A 21323-nucleotide genomic window follows, 5' to 3' on the forward strand; every position below is an offset into this window, starting at 1 on the left:
CATCATCATGAAACGTAAACTCAGTCTTTTGCTCCTGATCTCGGCGCTCGCGCTGACAGGATGCGCGAGTACCCCGTTCAACGCCGCGCCTGCCGCCGCCACGACACCCGCCGAGCGCCTCAGCACGCTGCAGCAGCAGAAGCAGGCCGCGCCCGACGACATCGCCCTCACCACCGCCGTCGAGGGCAGCCGGCAGGAGTATGTGCGCGCCGAGCTGAAGGCAGCCGACCGCCAGGTCGCGCAGGGCAACCATGCCGCCGCGATCGACCACCTGAACAACGTGCTGCGCGAGGAGCCGGGCAACTTCAAGGCCAGCCAGTCGCTCGAGCAGGTCAAGCGCCGCCAGCAGATGTCGGTCGACCTCGCTCGCGCGCAGCGCATCGGCGGCGAGAAGCCGCAGGAAGCGCTCGAGATCGTGCGGCGGATTCTCGCCGAGCAGCCGAACCATGCGGACGCGAAGCGCCTGCGCGATACGCTGCTGAATCAATCGCAGGCCGGTCGCACGGTGCGCCCGCAACTGGCCGACGCGCTGCGCAAGCCGGTGTCGCTCAACTTCAAGCAGCAGCCGTTGATGAACATCTTCGACGTGATTTCGCGCGTGTCCGGCGTGAACTTCGTGTTCGACCGCGACGTGGATACCAGCCAGGCCGCGACGCTGTTCGCGGAGCGCACGACCGCCGAGGACGCGATCAACCTGCTGCTGCGCACCAACCAGCTCGAGAAGAAGGTGCTCGACAAGCACACGCTGCTCGTCTACCCGTCGCAGCCGGACAAGGCGCGCACCTATACGGAGTTCGCGATTCGCACGTTCTTCCTGTCGCACGCGGACGCGAAGTCGGTGATGGCCGCGCTGCGCCAGATGATCAAGCCGAAGGACGTCTACGTGGACGAGCGCGTGAACGCGGTCGTCATGCGCGACACGCCGGAGACGATCCAGGTCGCGGAGCGCGTCGTGATGGGCCTCGATATCCCGCAATCGGAAGTGACGCTCGACGTACAGGTGCTGGAAGTCAACATGAACGACAGCCTCGATCTGGGCGTGCAATATCCCGGCAAGGTCCAGTTCAACGCGCTGGGCAGCGTGGAAGGCGGCGCACTGACGCTCGGCGACCTGCTGCGCCTGAATCGCGATCGCGTCGGCGTGTCGAGCGAATCGGGCGGGCTCGCGCTCGCGATCGACATGTTGCAGAAGCAGGGCAAGACCAAGACGATCGCGAATCCGAAGATCCGCGTGCGCAACATGGAGAAGGCCAACATCAAGATCGGCGAGCGTGTGCCGATCGTCACGACCACCAATGCGAACGGCGTCGTCACCGAATCGGTCAGCTACCAGGACGTGGGCCTGATGCTGAAGGTCGAGCCGCGTATCAGTCTGAACGAGGAGGTGAGCGTCAAGGTGAACATGGAGGTCAGCAGCATCCTGTCGAAGGAAACCACGAAGACCGGGCTCGTCGCCTATTCGCTCGGGACGCGCAACGCGGAGACGCTGATGACCGCGAAGAACGGCGAAACGCAGATCCTGGCCGGCCTGGTGAAGCGCAATGAAAGTGAAAGCATCGCGGGGCTGCCGGGCATGTCGGGCCTGCCGGTGCTCGGCCGGCTGTTCGGCTCGAACGGCCGCAGCAGCGAGCGTTCGGAGATCGTGCTGCTGATCACGCCGCATATCGAACGCAATCTCGACCTGCCGACGTCGGCGGTGACGACGTTCCTGTCGGGCACCGAGTCGCGCGTGACCACCGAAGCGCTGACGCTCGAGTCGGCACGCGCCGTGCCGGCGCGGATGACGTCGTCGGACGGCCCGGACCTGAACGCGCCGATCGAGCCGTCGAAGCCCGCGGCCAACGATGTGGGCGCCGAACCGGCCAACGCCGACGCGGAACCGCAAGCGCCGGCGCAGGCCGAGCAGGGCGACGCGACGAGCCCGGCGGCCGAGCACGGCGCGCGCGGCACCGGGATGATGCGTACGCGTGCGGATGCCGGTCGGCAACCGGCTGCGGCGATCAAGACCGTAGCGGCTCCGGTCGCACCGAGCCGTGCGGCCGCGCCGCGCGGCGAGATCACACGCGCCGTCGCTGCAGCGGCACCGGCTGCCGGCCCGCGTGCGGAAGTCGTCGCCGCGCAGGGTGACGTCGACGCGGCTCCGCAGGCGGTGCAATCGCCCGCCGTCGTGCGCGCCGTTGCGCCGGTGACCGTGGCCGATGCCGCTGCGCCGCGCGCGGCGCTCGCCGAGCCGCAGGCACGCGGTGAGCATCGCATCACCGCCGCGGTACGCTCGCTGATCGGCTCGCTCCAGGCGCTCGTCGCGCGTTTGACGGGCGAGCGCGAACCGGCGCCGGTGCGGTATGCCGACGCGCCGGTGCTGCCGTCGCGCGCACGGGGCTTCGCATGAGCATCCGTCGACGTGCGCGCGCGCGCGGTTTCACGCTGATCGAGCTGCTGGTGGCGTTGACGCTGCTCGCGTTGCTCGCGACCGTCGCGCTGCCGCTGACCGACCTGGTCAAGCGCCGCTCGGACGAGGCCGAACTGCGCCGTGCGCTGGTGGTGATCCGCTCGGCGCTCGACGCGTACAAGGCGGCGGCCGATGACGGGCGCATCGAGCGCAGTGTCGACGCGAGCGGCTATCCGCCCGACCTGCACGCGCTCGTCGACGGCGTCGAGGACAAGAAATCGCCGGACGGCGCGAGACTGTACTTCCTGCGCAAGATCCCCGCCGATCCGATGTGCGAATGCGAGGGCAAGGCGCCGGAGGACACCTGGGAAACGCGCAGCTATGCGAGCGACCCCGATGCGTTCTCGTCCGGCGAGGACGTGTTCGACATTCGCTCGACCAACCGCAAGGAGAGCCTCAATGGCGTCCCGTACAACCAGTGGTAAGCGTGCACGCCGCACCGCGGGCTTCACGCTGATCGAACTGCTCGTCGTGATGGCGATCATCGCGTCGCTCACCGCGTTCGTCGCCCCCGGCTACCTGAAGCAGAGCGATCGCGCGAAGGAAACGGTGCTGCGCCACAACCTGAACACGCTGCGCCAGTCGATCGACGACTATCGGGCGGATCACGGCCGCGATCCCGACACGCTCGAGGTGCTGGTCGACAAGCGCTATCTGCGCGAGATCCCGCTCGACCCGGTCACGGGCAAGCGCGGCTCCTGGCAACCGCAGGCCGGCGACCGGGGCGGCGTCGCGGACGTGAAGAGCGGCGCGAAAGGGCGTGCGCTCGACGGGAGCGCATATGGGACATGGTAACCGGCGGCGTGGCGGCCGATGCCGCGGCCCGCGCGGGCAGCGCGGCATCGCGTATCTCGGCGTGCTGATGCTCGTCGCGGCGTTGGGGCTCGGCATGACGCAGGCCGCGCGCATCTGGCAGACGGTGCAGCAGCGCGATCGCGAGGCGCAGTTGCTGTTTGTCGGCGACCAGTATCGCGCGGCGATCGCAAGCTACTACAATGCGGCGGGAGGCAGCCGCTATCCGGAGTCGCTCGACGTATTGCTCGAGGACCGCCGCGCGCTGCCGACGCAGCGTCACTTGCGGCGCCTGTACGCCGATCCGCTGACCGGGTCGACGCAGTGGGGGCTCGTGAAGGCGCCGGACGGCGGCATCATGGGCGTGTTCAGCGAGGCGCCGGGGCAGCCGCTGAAGCGCCAGGGCTTCCCTGCGCGGTACGATACGTTCGGCGACAGCGACGCCTATGGCGAATGGGCTTTTGTTTACTTGCCGCCCGCTCCGGCCGACGGAGTGGCGAACGGGCCCGAGGGCGGGGCGGCATCTTGAGACTGGATCGAACATGATTGTCGCAATACTCGAAGACATGGTGACGCAGGCGGGCGTCGTGGCCGGCTGGCTCAACAAGGCCGGTTACGACACGGAGGTGCGTCACGACGGCGACAGCTTCATCGAGCTGGTGCGCACGCAGCGCGTCGACGTACTGCTGCTCGACTGGGACGTGCCCGGCAAGTCGGGAATCGAGGTGATGCGCTGGGCGCGCGAATCGTTCGCCGACACGCTGCCGATCATCATGATGACGCAGCACGACGGCGAGAACGACATCGTGTTCGGTCTGAACACCGGCGCAGACGACTATCTGATCAAGCCGTTGCGGGAGCGCGAACTCGTCGCGCGCGTCAATGCGCAGGCGCGCAAGTACTATCCGGAGACGCAGCGCGCGAAGGTCGTCGAGGTCGGCAAGTTCGTGCTCGACACGAGCTCGCATGCCGCGACCGTCGATGGCGTGCCGGTCGAGCTGTCGCAGCGCGAGTTCGATCTCGCGCTGATGCTGTTCGAGAGCGTCGGGCGGATCGTGTCGAAGGACATGATGATCAAGCGTATCTGGGGCGTGGTGGACCGGAAGTACGACGCGACGCTGGCCACCTATGTCAGCAAGTTGCGTACGAGCCTCGGGCTGCGGCCGAAGAACGGGCTCGCGATCACGACGATCTACAACTACGGGTATCGGCTCGAGTTGACCTGAGCAATCGGCCGGCCGCGGCGACGCGCGCCGGCTGACGACAGGATCGATATCGCCGATCCTTCCAGTCCCCATCCGTATTCCCGTTCCGGCAAGGCTGTCGCGGCACGCCGCTTCAGCCGCCGTTCGGCATTGAACCGACGCGCCTGCGCGAGGCTATCCTGAGGCTTTCGCGAGGCACGGCAGCCCGTCTCGCCGCGTTCCGGTCACATCCCGTTCCTCCCGTCGTTCGTCATCGCCGCCGCGAGCGGTACGCTCGGCCGTGCCGGCCTCGGGCGCGTTTGTGCGCACCATCCGTGCCGACGGCCATATCGCTGCACGGTGCATCTTTCGCCAGATGGTGAGGATTCCTTTCGTATTGACCGGGTGCTTTCCGCTACGTCGACAGGCGCGCACGTGATGGCTGGGAAGCGTCGTCGCGGGCGTCGCATTGCATCGTGATTCATCCGTCCGGGCGGCACGCGTTGAGAATTTTCTTAAGTTTGTTGGGTGGCGATGGCCGGATCGGAATAATGCCTGCGAACTCGACGGGTTCGTTGTTCCGCTGTCAGGGACCGGCAGCGGAAATCCTCAATTCTCTACCCAGATACTCGATGAAAAAGACCCAGAAATCCCTCCTGTTGGCCGCGCTCCTGGCCGCATTCGGTTCGACGTCCGCACTCGCCGCGGATGGCACGATCAACTTCCACGGCAAGATCGTCGCGACGACCTGCAAGATCGACAACAGCAATATTCAGGTGCCGCTCGGCGCGATCGGTATCGACCAGCTCGCCACCGCCGGCCAGGAAAGTCGCCGCGTGCCGTTCCAGATCGCGCTGAGCGAGTGCAACGACCAGCTGAGCGGCGTGCGCGCGCAGTTCGAGGGCACGTCGAACGGCGACGATCCGACGCTGCTCGCGATCGGCACCGGCGCGCAGGACGACGCGAAAGGCGTCGGCATCCAGTTGATGGACGAAGGCGGCAAGCAGATCGGCATCAACAGCGAGACCGACACGCTCAAGCTGACGCCGGGCAGCAACGTGCTGAACTTCGCCGCGAACTACGTCTCGACGTCGAACCAGACCGAGGCGGGCGAGGCGAACGGCACGGCGTCGTTCACGTTGCACTACCGCTAAGCAGACGGGATCGACCGATGACGATTCAATTCGGACAACGTACGCTGGCCTGCGTGCTCGGGCTGTGCATGACCCAGGGCGCGCTGGCGGGCGTGGTGGTGGGCGCGACGCGCGTGATCCTGCAGGAGGACCGGCGCGAAGCCGTCGTGCCCGTGAAGAATGCGGACAGCCAGCCTTACGTCGTGCAGGCCTGGATTGACGGCGAGGCGACGAAGGGCGGCGCGAAGGCACCGTTCTTCGTCACGCCGCCGCTGTCGCGGCTCGATCCCGGCAAGGAAAACCTGCTGCGCGTGATGCCCGTCAAGCACGGGCTGCCGTCCGATCGCGAGTCGCTGATGTGGTTGAACGTGAAGGAGATTCCAGCCACGCCGAAGCAGGACAACGTGCTGCAGATCGCGATCCAGACGCGGATCAAGGCGTTCTATCGGCCGCAAGGCCTGACCGGCTCGTCGGCCGATGCGCCGGCGGCGCTGACCTGGCGCATCGCGCCGTCGGGCGACGGTGTGCTGCTGACGGTGAACAATCCGACGCCTTATCACGTCACGTTCTCGAAGATCGGCATCGACGCCGGCACGATCGAGGACGTCGATCTCGAGATGGTGCCGCCGCTGCAGGCGGCGACCTACAAGCTGCGCTACATCCACGCGGTGCCGACGCAGTCCGTCACGCTGCGGTTCAGCACGATCAACGACTACGGCGCGGTGACGCCGTCCGTCACGATGAAGGTGCCGACCGGCGCCGTTTGACGCAACGCGGTCGCGGGGCCGGCCAGCGGCCATTCCGCGATCCGCTTTTCCGACTTTCCATTTTTTTGACTTCATGCGGCGTGCGCTCATCCGGCGCGCGCCGTTCCCCCATTCATGACACGATGCCTTGACCCGCTGCGCCGATGCGTGCTCGCGCTCGCTTCGACCTTCGCGTTCGGATTGCCGACCGCGGGGGCGCATGCGCACGCGAACACGGCATTCAATCCCGCGTTCCTCGCGTTCGGCAACCCGCAGGCGGACGTGGATCTCGACGTGTTCGCCGAAGCGAACGTGCTGCTGCCCGGCGTGCACCCGGTCGAGGTGTCGGTCAATGGCGAAGCGTCGGGCATGCACGACATCCGCTTCGAGCGCGATCCACGCGACGAGCAAGGCAGTGCGGTACGGCCCTGCCTGGGCGCCGCGCAGCTCGACGGGTTCGGCGTGAACCTCGCGGCCTATCCGCGCGTCGCCGAGGTGGATGCCGCAGATGCCGCCGGCGCTACGCTCGCGTGCGTCGATCCGCGCGATGCGATGCCGGACGCAACGGTCACGGTGGATCCGGATCGCCAGACGCTGGCGCTGACGGTCCCGCAGGCGAAGATGAAGCGCGTGCCGCGCGGCTCGGTCGATCCGTCGCGCTGGGACGAAGGCATCAATGCACTGCGCTTCGACTATCGCTTCAACGCCGCGCAGCGGCGTTACGACGGGCCGTCGGGCCACGCGACGGAAGCGTACGGCAGCGTGCGCGCGGGCCTGAACCTCGGCGCGTGGCGCCTGCGCAGCAGCGCGATGGTGAACCACAACGCGTCGGGGCTGCAGACGCAATTCATGAATACCTATCTCGAGCGCGACATTCCCGGCTGGCGCAGCCGCGTCACGTTCGGCGAGAACTTCACGTCCGACAACGTGTTCGACAGCGTGGCATTCCGCGGCGTGCAGCTCGCGTCCGACGACACGATGCAACCGGACAGCCAGCGCGGCTACGCGCCGGTCGTGCGCGGCATCGCGCAAAGCCATGCGAAGGTCGAGATTCGCCAGAACGGCTATCTGATCTACAGCAGCTACGTGCCGCCGGGGCCGTTCGAGATCGACGACCTGTACGCGATCGCGGCGCATGCGGACCTCGAGGTGACGATCGTCGAGGCGGATGGCCAGAAGCGCAGCTTCATCCAGCCGTCGGCGAGCATTCCGACCCTGCTGCGCCAGAAGGCCTGGTCGTATCGCGCGGCCGCGGGGCGCTTGCGTGCCGATTCCGCCCAATCGCAGTGGTTCACGTCGGCGAGCGCCGCTTACGGCTTGCCTGGCGAGACGACGATCTACGGCGGCGTGACGTTCGCGAACGGGTATGCGGCGCTGGCGGCCGGCGCCGCGCGCAACCTGGCGCGCATCGGTGCACTGTCGGTGGACGTGACGCACGCCCGTTATCGGGACCAGGCGGGGCAGGCGGGTGCGGGCAGCGCCGTGCGGGCAATGTACGCGAAGGCGTTCGCGTCGACCGGCACGGAACTGCGCGCCGCGCATCACCAGTACTCGGGCGGCTATCGCAGCCTGTCCGACGTCGTGGTGCGCTACGCGACGTCGGTCGACACGTGGGCGGGCCGCGCGGGCAAGCGCAGCCGCAGTGAGCTGAGCGTGTCGCAGAGCCTGGGGCGCGCGGGCTCGTTGTACGTCAGCGCGAGCCGGCGCGCCTACCGCGACGGTGCGGGCGAGGACCGGCTGCTCCAGCTCGGCTATTCGGGCAGCGTGTCGCGCGTGTCCTACAACGTGAGCCTGAGCGCCGAGCAGCGCGCGCGCGGCGAGCGCAGCCGGCAGGTGTCGCTGAACCTGTCGATTCCATTCGGCGGCGGGCGCACGACGACACCGCATGCGTACGGCAGCGCGACGCTGATCGCCGGTACCGCGGGCACCGAGCAGCGCGCGGGCGTGTTCGGCACGTTGTTCGACGACGATCGCCTGAGCTATGGCGTCGATGCCGATCGCACGGCACACGGCCTGGGCGGTGCGGTGAACCTGAACTACCGTGCGACGGCCGGCCAGTTCGGGGCCACCCACAACCAGACGCGCAGCGGCTCGCAGACCTCGGTCAGTGCGGCGGGCGGGATGGTCGTGCACGGCGGCGGCGTCACGCTGTCGCAGCCGCTCGGCGAAACCGTCGCTCTGGTGCGCAGCGAGGGTGCGGCCGACGTCGGCGTGATCGCGCATGCCGGTGTGCGTACCGACCGCGCGGGCTATGCGGTCGTGCCGAACGTCACACCTTACCGGCAGAACCGCATCGCGTTGCGCACGGCGGAACTCGATCGTCAGCTCGAGATCCGCAACGCGATCGTGCATGTCGTGCCGACACACGGTGCGGTCGTGCTGGCGCCGTTCGAGGTCGAGGCGGGCCGCCTGATGCTCGACATGACCGACGACGCGGGCCAGCCGGTGCCGTTCGGTGCCGCCGTGCTGACGGCGGCCGGCAAGGAGGTCGGCATGGTCGGCCCGAACGGGCAGGGCTTCGTCACCGGCGTCGGCCGGGCCGGCGACCTGTTCGTTCGATGGGGGGCACGCCCGGACGAGCGCTGCGCGCTGTCGTACAACATGGGCGAGTCGACGCCGCACAGCAATTTCCCCGAACTCGAGGTCGTCTGCTCGCGCACGCATCCGGCGCTGCGGGCCGACGCTGCTTCACCTACTTCACCCCGTTCATGAAACCCACGATATCCCGATTTGCCGCATGCCTGCGCCGCTGGGCGGCGTTCGTCACGCTGACGCTCTGCACGGCGCCCGCGTTTGCCGCGTGCCTGAGCCTGCCTGAAGATTTCAATCCGATCGAGTTCGGTTCGATCGCGGCCGACGGCGTCGAGGTCGGAGGCGTCGTCCGGTCGGTCCGGTTCACGCTGACCCTCACCTGTGCGCCGAACGGCCAGGGCGAGCCGCTGGCGCGGACCTTGAACTATTCGAGCGAGTTCGGCCCCGCGCCGGGCATGAACCTGTGGGCAACCAATCTCCCGGGCCTTGCGTTGCGGATGGTGCGCGACGGCGAGGATCTCGGCAGCAAGACGGAAGGCGTGCTCGGGACGCATCCGGGGGACGGCTCGGCGCGCACGTTCGTGATCGACATGGAGCTCGTGAAGATCGGGCCGGTGACGCCGGGCTTCCTGCTGGGCCAGGCGTTTGTCGTCGAGGCGTCGCCCGTGAGCGGCGATCCGAGCCATTACGTGGTGCGCAAGCACATTACGAGCAGTTACGTGCGGGGCGTCGCGTGCACCGTCAATACGGCCTCGAAGCATCTCGTCGTGCCGCTCGGCGCCGTGCCCGCGTCGGCCTTCGACGGTCCGGGCTCGACCCAGGCGTCACGCGAATTCGCGATCGACCTGACCTGCAGCCCGTTCGGCGAGGCACGGCCGACACCGCTGTCGATCCAGCTGCTCGGCGAGACGGTGCCGGGCACGACCGACGTGCTGAAGCTGCTCGGCGACGACGCCGCGCAGGGGGTCGGCATTCGCGTGCTGAAGCACGACGCGCCGGTCACGTTGAATACCTGGCAGAGCCTCGGCGACGCGACGGTCGGGGCAACCACGTTGCCGTATACCGCGCAGTACTACCAGTACGGCGAGCGCGTGACGGCGGGGTCGGGCGACGGCGTGATGACGTTCCTGATCGAGATGCGCTGACGCTGCGCCGGGTATTTGGAAATCCTTGAGAATGGTTATCAACACGGGTTTCCGCCTCGATAATTTCATCCACATATCCATGGCAACCATGTCTTCGCAACCGATAAAGGATGAATCATGCAGGTGGCTTCCCAAACAGATTTGCATAACGAAATATTATCCAGCGGTCGATACGACCGATTTTCCCGCGCGCTGCACTGGATTTTCGCGGCCGTGATCCTGTACACGATGGTGGCCGGAATTTCGCTGCACTTCATTACGCAGCCGGATCTCTGGCGTTTTGTGTCGACCCTGAACATGTCGCTCGCGAGCTGCCTGATCGTGCTGTTTCCGCTGCGCTATGTGTGGTCGTTCTTCCGCCGCACGCCGCCTGACGTCGCGTCGATTCCGCGTCAGCAGCAATCGATCGCGCACCTGGTGCACTCGCTGATTTACGCGCTGGTCGCTTTCGTGCTGTTCAGCGGGTTCGTGATGGTGCCGGACGGCTACTGGCTGTTTGGCGTGCTTTACGTGAAGACGCCGTATAGCGCGGGGCCGGTGACCGAGCACTGGTTCGACCTTCACAAGTTCGGCTGCTACACGCTGGCATTCGTGGTGGCGGTACACGCGGGGGCGGCACTCAAGCATCATTTCGTGTCGAAGAACGACGTGCTGAAGCGCATGCTCTGATGAGGGCGTGGCGCGAGGCGGATGTCGATCCGCCACGCGCGCACCACTTTGGTGCTGATTCGCGACGATGCCGGGTGGGCCGCGATGGGCGCGCCCAAGGCTCGGAAACGAAGGCGGCCGGCACGATGCCGGCTTTTGTGCTTTTTGAATACCGAGGTGCCGAGGAGAGGGCTCGGCGCGACCCCGGCGCAATGCTTTCTGGGCTAGAAATGAAAAAAGGCCGGCTAGAAGCCGACCTTTTTAAAAACAGATGGTGCCCAGGAGAGGACTCGAACCTCCACGATGTTGCCACCGCTAGGACCTGAACCTAGTGCGTCTACCAATTCCGCCACCTGGGCACGTTTTGCAGTAGCTGCTTGCTGCAAAGAAGCGAAATTATAGCGCCCCAATTATTCGTGTCAACACTTTTTTGCGATGCATCGCAAACCGGGCTCCGCCGCGCCTGCCGGCGGCATTCCGGTCTTTTGGCGACACAGGCGGGTGATAGAATGACCCGCCGCCGTCAATATAGAACTGTCTGAAGGACACCTCTATGTTGATGCCGTGCACCATCAATCAACGCAACGAGAACAACCATCGACAAACCCTTGAGCAAATATCCGTACCCCATTCCGAGCCGTGAAGAAATTCTCGGCGTGCTGCGTACGAGCGACGCGCCGCTGGCCGCCAACGACATCGCAGAAGCACTGTCGATCAAGCGTCAGGAGCGCGAGGGGTTCTTCCGGCGTGTCGCCGCGATGGAACGCGACGGCCAGATCCGCCTCGACAAGCGCGGCCACTACCAGTTGACCCATCCGTCGAACTTCGTCGCCGGGCGCGTGCAGGGGCATCGCGACGGCTACGGGTTCGTGATCCGCGACGACGGCCAGGACGACCTGTTCTTGCCGAACGGCGAAATGCAGAAGGTGATGCACAACGATCGCGTGCTCGCGCGGATCGTCGGCTACGATCGCCGCGGTCGCCCGGAAGGGCACGTCGTCGAAGTCACCGAGCGCGCGAACAAGCGCGTGATCGGCCGCCTGCTCAACGAGAACGGCGCGCTGATCGTCGCACCGGAAGACAAGCGCATCGGCCACGACATCCTGATCACGCAGAACGTGAAGAAGGCGAAGGTCGGGCAGGTCGTCGTCGTCGAGCTGACCGATTTCCCGAGCCGCCATTCGCAGCCGCTCGGCCGTGTCGTCGAGGTGCTCGGCGACATCGACGATCCGGGCATGGAAATCGAAATCGCGGTGCGCAAGTACGGCGTGCCGCACGAGTTCAGCCAGCCGGCGCTCGACGAAGCCGCCGCACTGCCGGACAAGGTGCGGCCGACCGACCTGCGTTTCCGCGTCGACCTGCGCGACGTGCCGCTCGTGACGATCGACGGCGAGGACGCCCGCGACTTCGACGACGCCGTCTACTGCGAGCCGGTCAAGGTCGGCCGCGGCGACGGCTACCGGCTGATCGTCGCGATCGCCGACGTGTCGCACTACGTACAGCCGGGCAGCGGGCTCGATGCCGACGCGCTCGAGCGCAGCACGTCGGTCTACTTCCCGCGCCGCGTGATTCCGATGCTGCCGGAGAAGCTGTCGAACGGCCTGTGCTCGCTGAATCCGCAGGTCGACCGTTGCGTGCTCGCGTGCGACATGGTGATCACCGCGCGCGGCGAGATCAAGGCGTACCAGTTCTATCCGGCCGTCATCCATTCGGCCGCGCGCCTGACGTACACCGAAGTCGCCGCCGTGCTGTCGAACACGAAGGGGCCGGAGGCTGCGCGCCGCGCGGATCTTCTGCCGCACCTGCAGGATCTGTACGGCGTCTACAAGTCGCTGTTCGCCGCGCGGCAGAAGCGTGGCGCGATCGACTTCGACACGACCGAGACCTACATCGTCTGCAACTCGCAGGGCAAGATCGAGCAGATCGTGCCGCGCCAGCGTAACGATGCGCACAAGCTGATCGAGGAATGCATGCTGGCCGCGAACGTCTGCGCGGCCGATTTCCTGAAGCGCAACAAGCATCCTGGCCTGTACCGCGTGCACGCGGGGCCGACGCCGGAGAAGCTCGAGAACCTGCGTGCGTTCCTGCGCGGCATGGGCCTGTCGCTCGGCGGCGGCGACAAGCCGCATGCGAGCGACTACGCGGCGCTGATGGCGCAGATCCGCGACCGGCCCGATGCGCAGATGCTGCAGCCGATGCTGCTGCGCTCGATGCAGCAGGCCGTCTACAGCCCGGACAACATCGGTCACTTCGGCCTGGCCTACGAGGCGTACGCGCACTTCACGAGCCCGATCCGCCGTTATCCGGACTTGCTCACGCACCGCGCGATCTACGCGATCCTGTCGGGCAAGAAATACGTGCCGAAGGCGCCGGACGGTTTCGAGCTGAACACCGCGCTGTCGCCGCGCGCCCGCGCGATGCAGCAGGCCGACGACGAATCGCGCGGCCGCTCGCGTTCGAACACGGCGATCTGGGAAGAACTCGGCCTGCACTGCTCGGCGAACGAGCGCCGCGCGGATGAAGCATCGCGCGACGTCGAGGCCTGGCTCAAGTGCTACTTCATGCGCGACAAGCTCGGCGAGGAGTACGGCGGGATGGTGAACGGCGTCACGTCGTTCGGCATCTTCGTGCAGCTCGACACGCTGTTCATCGAAGGGCTCGTGCACGTCACGGAACTCGGCTCGGACTACTTCCAGTACGACGAGATCAAGAACGAGCTGCGCGGTGAACGCACGGGCATCCGCTATCGCCTGTCGGATCGCGTGCGCGTGCAGGTGAGCCGCGTCGATCTCGATGCCCGCAAGATCGACTTCCGCCTCGTGCGCGATACGCCGGTGAAGGCGCCGCGTCCGTCGCCCGCGCCGGCTTCCGCTGGCGGCGGTGTCGACCGCGGTAATGGCCCGCGCGTACGCACGCTGCCGCAGGTGGAGGATCCCGTGCCGCGCCGCAAGAAGGCCGCGAGTGCGCCGAGCGTTGCGGTGAATGAAGCGCGCGCCGCGCGCAAGAAGGGTAGCAGCGGTGGCGGTGCGGCGGCGAAGCCGACCGCGAAGAAGACACGCGCCCGCAAGAAGTATTGAGCGTTCGGGGCGGCGCCAGCGCCCGCCCTGCAGTATCGAGAGACGCCGCGTGACCGGTCATCAGCCGGCAACGCGGCGCTTTCCTTTTCCATGGATCGCGGCTGCGCGCGTCGCGCGGCCGCACGTTTGATCGAAGGTTGTTCCAGTCATGTCACGTCTGAAGGTTCTTTACGGTTTTCATGCGGTGACCGCACGTTTGCGGCACGATGCATCGACGGTTGCGGAGGTGCTGTACGACCAGACGCGCCGCGACCGCCGCATGCAGGACTTCCTGCACACCGCGAAGGAAGCGGGCGTGCGGTTGATTGCAGCCGACGAAACGCGCCTGTGGGGCCTCGCGCATACCGAGCGTCACCAGGGTGTCGTCGCGCGTGTCGAGGACATCCCGCTCGCGCAGAACCTGTCCGAGCTGCTCGACGGCATCCAGGGCCCGGCGCTGTTGCTGGTGCTCGACGGTGTCACCGATCCGCACAACCTCGGCGCGTGCCTGCGTGTCGCCGATTCGGCCGGCGCGCATGCGGTGATCGCGCCGCGCGACCGCGCGGTCGGCCTGAACGCCACCGCGGCCAAGGTGGCGAGCGGCGCGGCGGATACGGTGCCGTACATCACGGTGACGAACCTCGCCCGTGCGCTGCGCGAGCTGAAGGACGCCGGCGTGTGGATCATCGGCACGTCGGACGAGGCATCGGCGACGCTCTACGAAACCAAGCTCGACGGCCCCGTCGCGCTCGTGATGGGCGCGGAAGGCGAAGGCATGCGCCGGCTGACGCGCGACACCTGCGACGAAGTGATGAGCATTCCGATGGCCGGCAGCGTGGAAAGCCTGAACGTATCGGTCGCAAGCGGCGTGTGCCTGTACGAAGCCGTGCGCCAGCGGCGCGTGAAGGGCTGACGCAGCCCGTCCCGCGCGCCCTGCGCGGGCCTCGAATGACCCGAACGACGCGTGCCGCGATCCGATGTGGCACGCGGCTCTCCGGAGCTCGCGACCGATGACCCTGTTTCGCGCTGGCGCATCCTGCGCCGTGCTGTGCCTGCTGGCTGCCTGCACGTCGCCGTCGCTCGTCGAACGCGGTACCTACTACGCCGACACGAGCCTGCACGCGCGCGGCGCCGATGCGCGGATCCGCTTTCTCGTGATGCATTACACCGAAAGCGACGAGGCGAAATCGCTGCGCACGCTGACGGGCGATTCGGTCAGCGTGCATTACGTCATCCCGCCGCAGCCGCGCATCGAGCGCGGGATGCCGGTCGTCTTCCAGCTCGTTCCGGAAGCGGAGCGCGCATGGCACGCGGGCGTCAGCGAGTGGCAGGGCACGACCGAGCTGAACGCGGTGTCGATCGGCATCGAGAACGTGAACCGCGGGCCGCTCGATCCGCAAAACCGCACCTGGCAGCCTTATCCGCCCGAACAGGTCGCGGCGCTGACCCGGCTGTCGAAGGACATCGTCGCGCGCTACGGGATTCCGCCGACGCGCGTGGTCGGGCACAGCGACATCGCGCCGCAACGCAAGATCGATCCGGGGCCGCTGTTTCCCTGGCATGCGCTGGCCGTGGCCGGCGTCGGCGCGTGGCCGGACGATGCGGCCGTGGCCGTGCGGCTCGGCGGTCGCGATCCGCATGCGCCGGTCGACGTGCGCGAACTGCAGCTCAAGCTCGCGCGCTACGGTTACGACGTGGCCACCGATGGCGTGCTCGACGCACGCACGCGACGCGTGTTCGCGGCGTTCCAGATGCATTTCAGGCCGTCCGACTATGCAGGCAACCCGGACGCCGAAACCGACGCGATCGCGCAGGCGTTGTTCGACAAGTACTTTCCCGGCACGCAACCGGCGGACAACGCGCCCGCGGCGGGCGCACCCTGAATCCGCCGTGCCCGGCACGCCGAAAAACCCGGGCCGTCATCCGAGTCCGGTAAACTGGCGGTTTTCCGCAATCCCGCAGCATCACCATTCCATGACTCAAGACGAACTCAAACGCCTCGTCGGCCAGGCCGCCGCTGATTACGTGATCCAGAACGTGCCGGAAGGCGCCGTGATCGGCGTCGGCACCGGCTCGACCGCCAACTGCTTCATCGACGCGCTCGCCGTCGTCAAGGCGCGCTATCGCGGCGCCGTGTCGAGCTCCGTTGCCACGACCGAGCGCCTGAAGTCGCACGGCATCAAGGTGTTCGACCTGAACGAGGTCGACTCGCTGCAGGTGTACGTCGACGGCGCCGACGAGATCGACGCGAGCGGCGCGATGATCAAGGGCGGCGGCGGCGCGCTGACGCGCGAGAAGATCGTCGCATCGGTGGCCGATACGTTCGTCTGCATCGCGGACGCCAGCAAGCGCGTGCCGGTACTCGGCGCGTTCCCGCTGCCGATCGAAGTCGTGCCGATGGCGCGCACGGCGATCGGCCGGCGCGTGACCGCGCTCGGCGGCGTGCCGGTGCTGCGCGTGACGAAGGACGGTGCGCCGTATATCACCGACAACGGCAACGAGATCATCGACGTGAAGGGGCTGCAGATCGCCGATCCGCGTGGTTTCGAAGCGCAGGTGAACGGATGGCCGGGCGTCGTGACGGTCGGCCTGTTCGCCGAGCGCGGTGCGAATCTGTGCTTGCTCGGCACGGAAAACGGCGTTGAAACGATCGTTTATTCGGCTAATTGAAAGATATGGCAAGCAGTCCGTAATGGTGTGTCGCGTCGTAATGGACTGAATGTTTAAATCTTGTGGAAATCGGGGCCCGGTAGGCGCAATGCGCTTCCCGGGCCTTATTTTTAGCCGTATAAATCACCCGGTCAAAAAGAGGGATAACCCTGTCAGGTGTTTACCAGATAGCGAAATATCCTCGAACTCATCAACTTATAGATCATAAGAACAGTCGTAACCAGGGCCGGCGGAACTGCGGAGCAGGTGTTCGCAAATCGACGCACGGGGAGGTGTCATGGAGCAGGGCAAAGACCGGTCACTGGTCGCGAAAGTGATGGATGGGCTTGTCTCGGGTATCGTCGAGGACAAGTACGGCGGCATCTTGCCGCCGCAGGACGTGCTGTCGAAAGAGTTCGATGTGAGTCGCACCGTGATGCGGGAAGCGCTGTCGATGTTGCTTGCGCGCGACATGCTGGACGTGCGTCCGAAAGTCGGCACGCGCGTGCGGCCGATGCGCGACTGGCGGATGATCGACGAAGACGTGGTGAGCTGGCGATTCCGGGCGAAACCCGATCCGCAGTTCATGCGCGACGTCATCGAATTCCGGATGCTGATCGAACCGCGCGCGACCGCGCAGGCGGCGGTGCGTGCGACGGCTGCCGACATCGCGAGCATCCGCGAAGCGTTCGATGCGTTCAAGGTGCTGCAGCCGGGCGACTCCGGCTACGACACGGCGGACGAGTTGCTGCACACGCGGATCGTGCAGGCGAGCGGCAACCAGTTCTTCCAGCAGATGGCGGCGATCGTGCGCGGTGCGGTGCGTCTCGTGAATCCGCGTGTCGTGCAGAAGGAAGGTGCACACGACGTCGTCGTGAAAGCGCATGCACGTGTGGTCGACGCGATCGAGCGGCGCGACCCGCGCGAAGCCGAAGCCGCTTCGCTCGCGCTGATCGATTTCAGCGCCGACGAGATCTCGCGCGATTTCTCCGTCGACGTGCCCATGCGCGCCTGACGCTGCGCGAATCGCTCATCCGTGTGCCGCGGGCCGTTTATCATGACGGCCGGCCGGCAGCGTGCCGGCCATCGTCATACGACCGACACGGAAGATCAGGATGAACGACAACGACCATCGCACGGTGCGCTTCGGCATCATTGGCGCAGGCAGCATCGCGCGCCGTTTCGCGCAAAGCCTCGCGCACGTGCCGGGCGCCACGCTCGCCGGTGCCTGGGCCCGCCGCGCCGATGCCGCGGCAGACTTTTGCGAAGCGTACGGCGGTACGCCTGCTGCAAGCCTCGAAGCACTCCTCGCGAGCGATATCGACGCGGTCTACATCGCGACGCTCCATGACAGTCACGCGCAGTACACGCTGGCCGCGCTTGCTGCCGGCAAGGCCGTGCTGTGCGAAAAGCCCGCGACGCTGAACGCGGCGCAGCTCGACACCGTGCTGCGTGCGGCACGCGACGCCGGGCGGCTGTTCATGGAGGCGATGAAGCCGCCGTTCTTCCCGCTGTACCGTCAGTTACGTGCGCATCTGCATGACGATCCGATCGGCGAGATCCGGCTCGTGCGGGCAGGGTGCGCGTCATCATCGGTGCCGGACGACCATGCCGTCTATCGTCTCGATCGCGCGGGCGGCGCGCTGCTCGATATCGGGATCTACGAGGCGTTTCTCGCGGTGGACTGGCTCGGCGCGGCGCGCGACGTGCAGACGCTCGGCCGCGTCGGCGCAACGGGTGTCGATCTGTTCGCGAGCCTGAACAGCGTGCATGCGAACGGCGGGATCGCGCAGCTCTTTTGCGGGCTCGACGTGATGGGGCGCGGCGACGCGCTGATCGCCGCGGCCGGCGGCCACGTGACGATTCACGAGAAATGGTGGAACCCCGCGCGTGCGACGATTCGTTATGCGGACGGGCGCACCGTCGAACTCGATGCGCCGGTCGACGGCGGCGGGCTGAACTACGAGACCGCGCATTTCTGCGACCTGCTGCGCGCGGGCCAGACCGAAAGCCCGATCATGACGCACGACCATTCGCGGCAGATGATCGCGATGACCGATGCCGCGCGAGCGGCGCTTGGCGTGCGTTATTCGGGCGAGTAAGCGGGAAGGCGGGAGCCGGGCACACGCGAGCGGCCCGGTGCGCGGCGTGCGCTCAGTGCCGCGACGGCAGCGACAGGCGCTTTTCGTACCAGCGCTGCACCCATTCGAGGATCTGGCACAGGATCCAGTACACCGCCGCGGCGGCGAGATAGAGCGGCAGCGGCTGATAGGTCGCGGCGATCACTTCCTGCGCGCTGCGCAGCAGTTCGGTCACGGTGATCACGGACACGAGCGACGTGTCCTTGATCAGGCTGATCAGGCTGTTCGACAGGCTCGGCACCGCGATGCGCAGCGCCTGCGGGCCGATCACGTAGCGCAGCGTCTGCCCCCACGACAGCCCGAGGCTGTACGCGGCGAGCCATTGGCCGCGTGCGATCCCGTTGATCGCGCCGCGCATGCTTTCCGACATGTAGGCCGCGACGTTCGCGGACAGCGCGATGACGCCGGCGGGCGTCGGGTCGAGCGAGATGCCGAGGCTCGGCAGCCCGTAATAGATGACGAAGATCTGCACGAGCAGCGGCGTGCCGCGCATCAGGCTCACGTATGCGCGTGCCAGCCACGCGAGCGCGTTGACCCAGATGCGTTCGAAGCCGTCGAGCGCTTCGCTTTGCCGGATGCCCATCATCGCGAGCACGACGGCGCCAAGCAGGCCGAACACCATCGACAGCACGGCGAACTTGACGGTCAGAACGGCGCCTTGGGCGAGCACCGGCAGCGATTGGACGAGCAGGGACGTTGTCGACATGGAATACGAATCGAATGCGTGCGCGAAAGCGCAATCATAAACCGGACGAATAAAACAAAGGGCGGCATCGTCACGGATGCCGCCCTTTCCGGCCCGCCGTCAGGCGGGAAATGCAGGCGTGCTTACTTGATCGGCTTCGTCACGTCGATGCCGAACCACTTGTCCGAGATCTTCGTGAAGGTGCCGTCGGCCTCGAGTTGCGCCATCGCGTCGTCGATCGACTTCTGGAACTTCGGGTTGCCCTTCTTGAACGGGATGCCCGACGGGTTCGCCGAACCGACGTTCGCGCCCGGGCGCAGCGGCAGTTGCGAGTTCTTCGTCAGGTACGCGAGCATCAGGCGGTCGTTGAGCGCCGCGTCGAGACGGCCGGCCGCGAGATCGCGCAGGTACTCGGGCGCGCCCGGGTACGTCTTCACGTCGATGCCCGGCACCGACTTCGCCATGTCCATGTAGTTCGTGCCGAGCGCGACGCCGAGCTTCTTGCCCTTCAGGTCTTCCAGCGACTTGAAGTCACGCGTGTCGTCCTTGCGCTGGATCAGCTGCGCGGACGAGTACGTGTACGCCGGCGAGAAGTCGAGCGTTTCCTTGCGCTTGTCGGTGATGCCGACCTGGTTGGCGATCACGTCGAACTTGCCGGCCTGCAGGCCCGCGATGATGCCGCTCCATTCGGTCGTCACGAATTCGGCCTTCACGCCGAGCTTCGCGGCCACGGCCTTCGCGATGTCGACGTCGAAGCCGACGAGTTCGCCTTGCGGGTTCTTCGAGTTGAACGGCGGGAACGTGCCTTCGAGGCCGACTCGCAGCGTGCCGCGTTGTTTCACCTGGTCGAGGAGGTCGGCCGCATGCGCGGTGGCAGCGGCGAACGACGTGCCGATCAGGCCGGCAACCAGCAGCTTCTTCAGCAGCGCAATTTTCATCGTGTGTTTCCTTGCCCTGTCCGGGTCATTGATTCTGATATCGAGGTCAATGATAGCAAAAATGCAATCGACCTCTAAATATCGTTTGTTTATGGCTATATTACGCGGGGCGTTCGCGGGCGACGGCCTTCACGCATTCCGCGACGAGTGCGGGACCGCGGTAGATGAACCCCGTATAGAGCTGCACCAGCGCCGCGCCGGCCGCGAGCTTCGCCCGGGCATCCTCGCCCGAGAAAATCCCGCCGACGCCGATGATCGGCACGTCGCTGCCGACTTCGGCGTGCAGCTTGCGGATCACTTCGTTCGACGCGTCGAACACGGGGCGGCCGGACAGGCCGCCGGCTTCGTCCGCATGCGGCAGGCCCTGGACAGCCGCGCGCGACAGCGTCGTGTTGGTGGCGATGACCGCCTCGATCTTGTGGCGCAGCAGCGTGTCGCCGATTTCCTTGACCTGTTCGTCGTCGAGATCGGGCGCGATCTTCAGCGCGAGCGGCACGAGCTTGCCGTGCAGGTCGGCGAGGCGCTGCTGCTTGTCCTTCAGCGCCGCGAGCAGTGCGTCGAGCTCGCCCGCACCCTGCAGCTGGCGCAGGTTCTTGGTGTTCGGCGACGAGATGTTGATCGTCACGTAGCTCGCGAACGGGTACACGCGCTCGAGGCAGTACAGGTAGTCCTCGGCGGCGCGCTCGATCGGCGTATCGGCGTTCTTGCCGATGTTCAGGCCGAGGATGCCGCGATAGCGGGCAGCCTGGACGTTCTTCACGAACTGGTCGACGCCGTGGTTGTTGAAGCCCATCCGGTTGATCAGTGCTTCGGCCTGCGGCAGGCGGAACATCCGCGGGCGCGGGTTGCCGGGTTGCGGGCGCGGCGTGACCGTCCCGACCTCGATGAAGCCGAAGCCGAGCGCCGCGAGCCCGTCGATGGCCGCGCCATCCTTGTCGAGGCCGGCCGCGAGGCCGACCGGGTTGCGGAACGTGAGCCCCATCACGGTACGCGGCGCGTCGGGCACGCGGGCCGACAGCGCGCAGGCAAGGCCCGTGCGGCCGGCCGCGCCGAGCGCGCGCAGCGTGAGGTGGTGAGCGTCTTCCGCATCCATCTTGAACAGGGATGCGCGGGCCAGCGGATAGAGGGAACTGAACACGGGAATAGGGCGGACAGCCGGAATGAATGACAACCCGCTATTTTACCGGGAGTTGGGCGGCAGGGGCGCGCTTCGCTTCGTCACCCC

Annotated in this window: 19 protein-coding genes and 1 tRNA gene; 16 read left to right on the plus strand and 4 right to left on the minus strand. The window is 66.7% G+C overall.

Going from position 1 to position 21323, the window contains the following annotated elements; translation table 11 throughout:
* Nucleotides 1-7: 7 nt before the first annotated feature.
* The 10 genes from CFB39_RS08175 to CFB39_RS08220 all read left to right on the plus strand — a co-directional run bounded on the left by CFB39_RS08175 (nt 8) and on the right by CFB39_RS08220 (nt 10650).
* Nucleotides 8-2389 (plus strand): secretin N-terminal domain-containing protein, encoded by a 2382-nt coding sequence (locus CFB39_RS08175; protein ID WP_089472687.1) that lies wholly within the window; start codon nt 8-10, stop codon nt 2387-2389.
* On the plus strand, nt 2386-2874 hold the full coding sequence (locus tag CFB39_RS08180; protein WP_089472688.1) for a prepilin-type N-terminal cleavage/methylation domain-containing protein: 489 nt from the start codon (nt 2386-2388) through the stop codon (nt 2872-2874). Before CFB39_RS08175 ends, CFB39_RS08180 begins: the two co-directional genes overlap by 4 nt.
* A complete protein-coding gene (locus CFB39_RS08185) occupies nt 2849-3244 on the plus strand; it encodes a type II secretion system protein (protein WP_089425255.1) in 396 nt (131 codons plus the stop codon). Before CFB39_RS08180 ends, CFB39_RS08185 begins: the two co-directional genes overlap by 26 nt.
* Nucleotides 3231-3770, plus strand: a complete 540-nt coding sequence (locus CFB39_RS08190; protein WP_089472689.1) for a type II secretion system protein — start codon at nt 3231-3233, stop codon at nt 3768-3770. The genes CFB39_RS08185 and CFB39_RS08190 overlap by 14 nt, the downstream gene beginning before the upstream one ends.
* Before the next feature lie 13 nt (nt 3771-3783).
* A complete protein-coding gene (locus CFB39_RS08195) occupies nt 3784-4467 on the plus strand; it encodes a response regulator transcription factor (RefSeq protein WP_089425257.1) in 684 nt (227 codons plus the stop codon).
* A gap of 590 nt (nt 4468-5057) precedes the next feature.
* Nucleotides 5058-5579 (plus strand): fimbrial protein, encoded by a 522-nt coding sequence (locus CFB39_RS08200; protein ID WP_175237217.1) that lies wholly within the window; start codon nt 5058-5060, stop codon nt 5577-5579.
* A 17-nt stretch (nt 5580-5596) separates the two neighbouring features.
* Nucleotides 5597-6325 (plus strand): molecular chaperone, encoded by a 729-nt coding sequence (locus tag CFB39_RS08205; protein ID WP_089472691.1) that lies wholly within the window; start codon nt 5597-5599, stop codon nt 6323-6325.
* A gap of 114 nt (nt 6326-6439) precedes the next feature.
* Entirely contained in the window at nt 6440-9016 is a 2577-nt protein-coding gene (locus tag CFB39_RS08210; RefSeq protein WP_089472692.1) for a fimbria/pilus outer membrane usher protein, read from the plus strand.
* Nucleotides 9013-9981: a fimbrial protein gene (locus tag CFB39_RS08215; RefSeq protein ID WP_179257652.1), complete on the plus strand. Its 969-nt coding sequence runs from the start codon at nt 9013-9015 to the stop codon at nt 9979-9981. The genes CFB39_RS08210 and CFB39_RS08215 overlap by 4 nt, the downstream gene beginning before the upstream one ends.
* 117 nt (nt 9982-10098) lie before the next feature.
* The gene (locus CFB39_RS08220; protein ID WP_089472694.1) at nt 10099-10650 is read left to right on the plus strand and encodes a cytochrome b; all 552 of its coding nucleotides are present in this window, start codon (nt 10099-10101) and stop codon (nt 10648-10650) included.
* A gap of 251 nt (nt 10651-10901) precedes the next feature.
* On the opposite strand, the gene CFB39_RS08225 is transcribed toward CFB39_RS08220, so the two are convergent.
* Nucleotides 10902-10988 (minus strand) — tRNA-Leu (locus CFB39_RS08225).
* Between the two features lie 249 nt (nt 10989-11237).
* Here CFB39_RS08225 and rnr point away from each other — a divergent pair.
* The 6 genes from rnr (at nt 11238) to CFB39_RS08255 (ending at nt 18436) form a co-directional block, all read left to right on the plus strand.
* Nucleotides 11238-13706: a ribonuclease R gene (rnr, locus tag CFB39_RS08230; RefSeq protein WP_089472695.1), complete on the plus strand. Its 2469-nt coding sequence runs from the start codon at nt 11238-11240 to the stop codon at nt 13704-13706.
* Between the two features lie 148 nt (nt 13707-13854).
* Entirely contained in the window at nt 13855-14598 is a 744-nt protein-coding gene (gene rlmB, locus CFB39_RS08235) for a 23S rRNA (guanosine(2251)-2'-O)-methyltransferase RlmB (RefSeq protein WP_039358863.1), read from the plus strand.
* Between the two features lie 97 nt (nt 14599-14695).
* Entirely contained in the window at nt 14696-15568 is an 873-nt protein-coding gene (locus CFB39_RS08240) for an N-acetylmuramoyl-L-alanine amidase (protein WP_089472696.1), read from the plus strand.
* Nucleotides 15569-15659: 91 nt separating this feature from the next.
* Nucleotides 15660-16355 (plus strand): ribose-5-phosphate isomerase RpiA, encoded by a 696-nt coding sequence (rpiA, locus tag CFB39_RS08245; protein ID WP_089472697.1) that lies wholly within the window; start codon nt 15660-15662, stop codon nt 16353-16355.
* 277 nt (nt 16356-16632) lie between these two features.
* Nucleotides 16633-17349, plus strand: a complete 717-nt coding sequence (locus tag CFB39_RS08250) for a FadR/GntR family transcriptional regulator (RefSeq protein WP_089425265.1) — start codon at nt 16633-16635, stop codon at nt 17347-17349.
* Between the two features lie 100 nt (nt 17350-17449).
* On the plus strand, nt 17450-18436 hold the full coding sequence (locus tag CFB39_RS08255) for a Gfo/Idh/MocA family protein (RefSeq protein ID WP_089431016.1): 987 nt from the start codon (nt 17450-17452) through the stop codon (nt 18434-18436).
* A 52-nt stretch (nt 18437-18488) separates the two neighbouring features.
* Here the strand turns inward: CFB39_RS08255 and CFB39_RS08260 are convergent, their stop codons facing one another.
* From CFB39_RS08260 to CFB39_RS08270, 3 genes are all read right to left on the minus strand, one after another.
* The gene (locus tag CFB39_RS08260) at nt 18489-19181 is read right to left on the minus strand and encodes an amino acid ABC transporter permease (RefSeq protein ID WP_006484207.1); all 693 of its coding nucleotides are present in this window, start codon (nt 19179-19181) and stop codon (nt 18489-18491) included.
* 122 nt (nt 19182-19303) lie between these two features.
* On the minus strand, nt 19304-20098 hold the full coding sequence (locus CFB39_RS08265; RefSeq protein WP_089472698.1) for a cystine ABC transporter substrate-binding protein: 795 nt from the start codon (nt 20096-20098) through the stop codon (nt 19304-19306).
* Nucleotides 20099-20198: 100 nt separating this feature from the next.
* Nucleotides 20199-21236 (minus strand): quinone-dependent dihydroorotate dehydrogenase, encoded by a 1038-nt coding sequence (locus tag CFB39_RS08270; protein ID WP_089472699.1) that lies wholly within the window; start codon nt 21234-21236, stop codon nt 20199-20201.
* Between the last annotated feature and the right edge of the window lie 87 nt (nt 21237-21323).

Origin of the sequence: Burkholderia sp. AU6039 (assembly GCF_002223365.1) — a bacterium.
Taxonomy (GTDB): Bacteria; Pseudomonadota; Gammaproteobacteria; order Burkholderiales; family Burkholderiaceae; genus Burkholderia.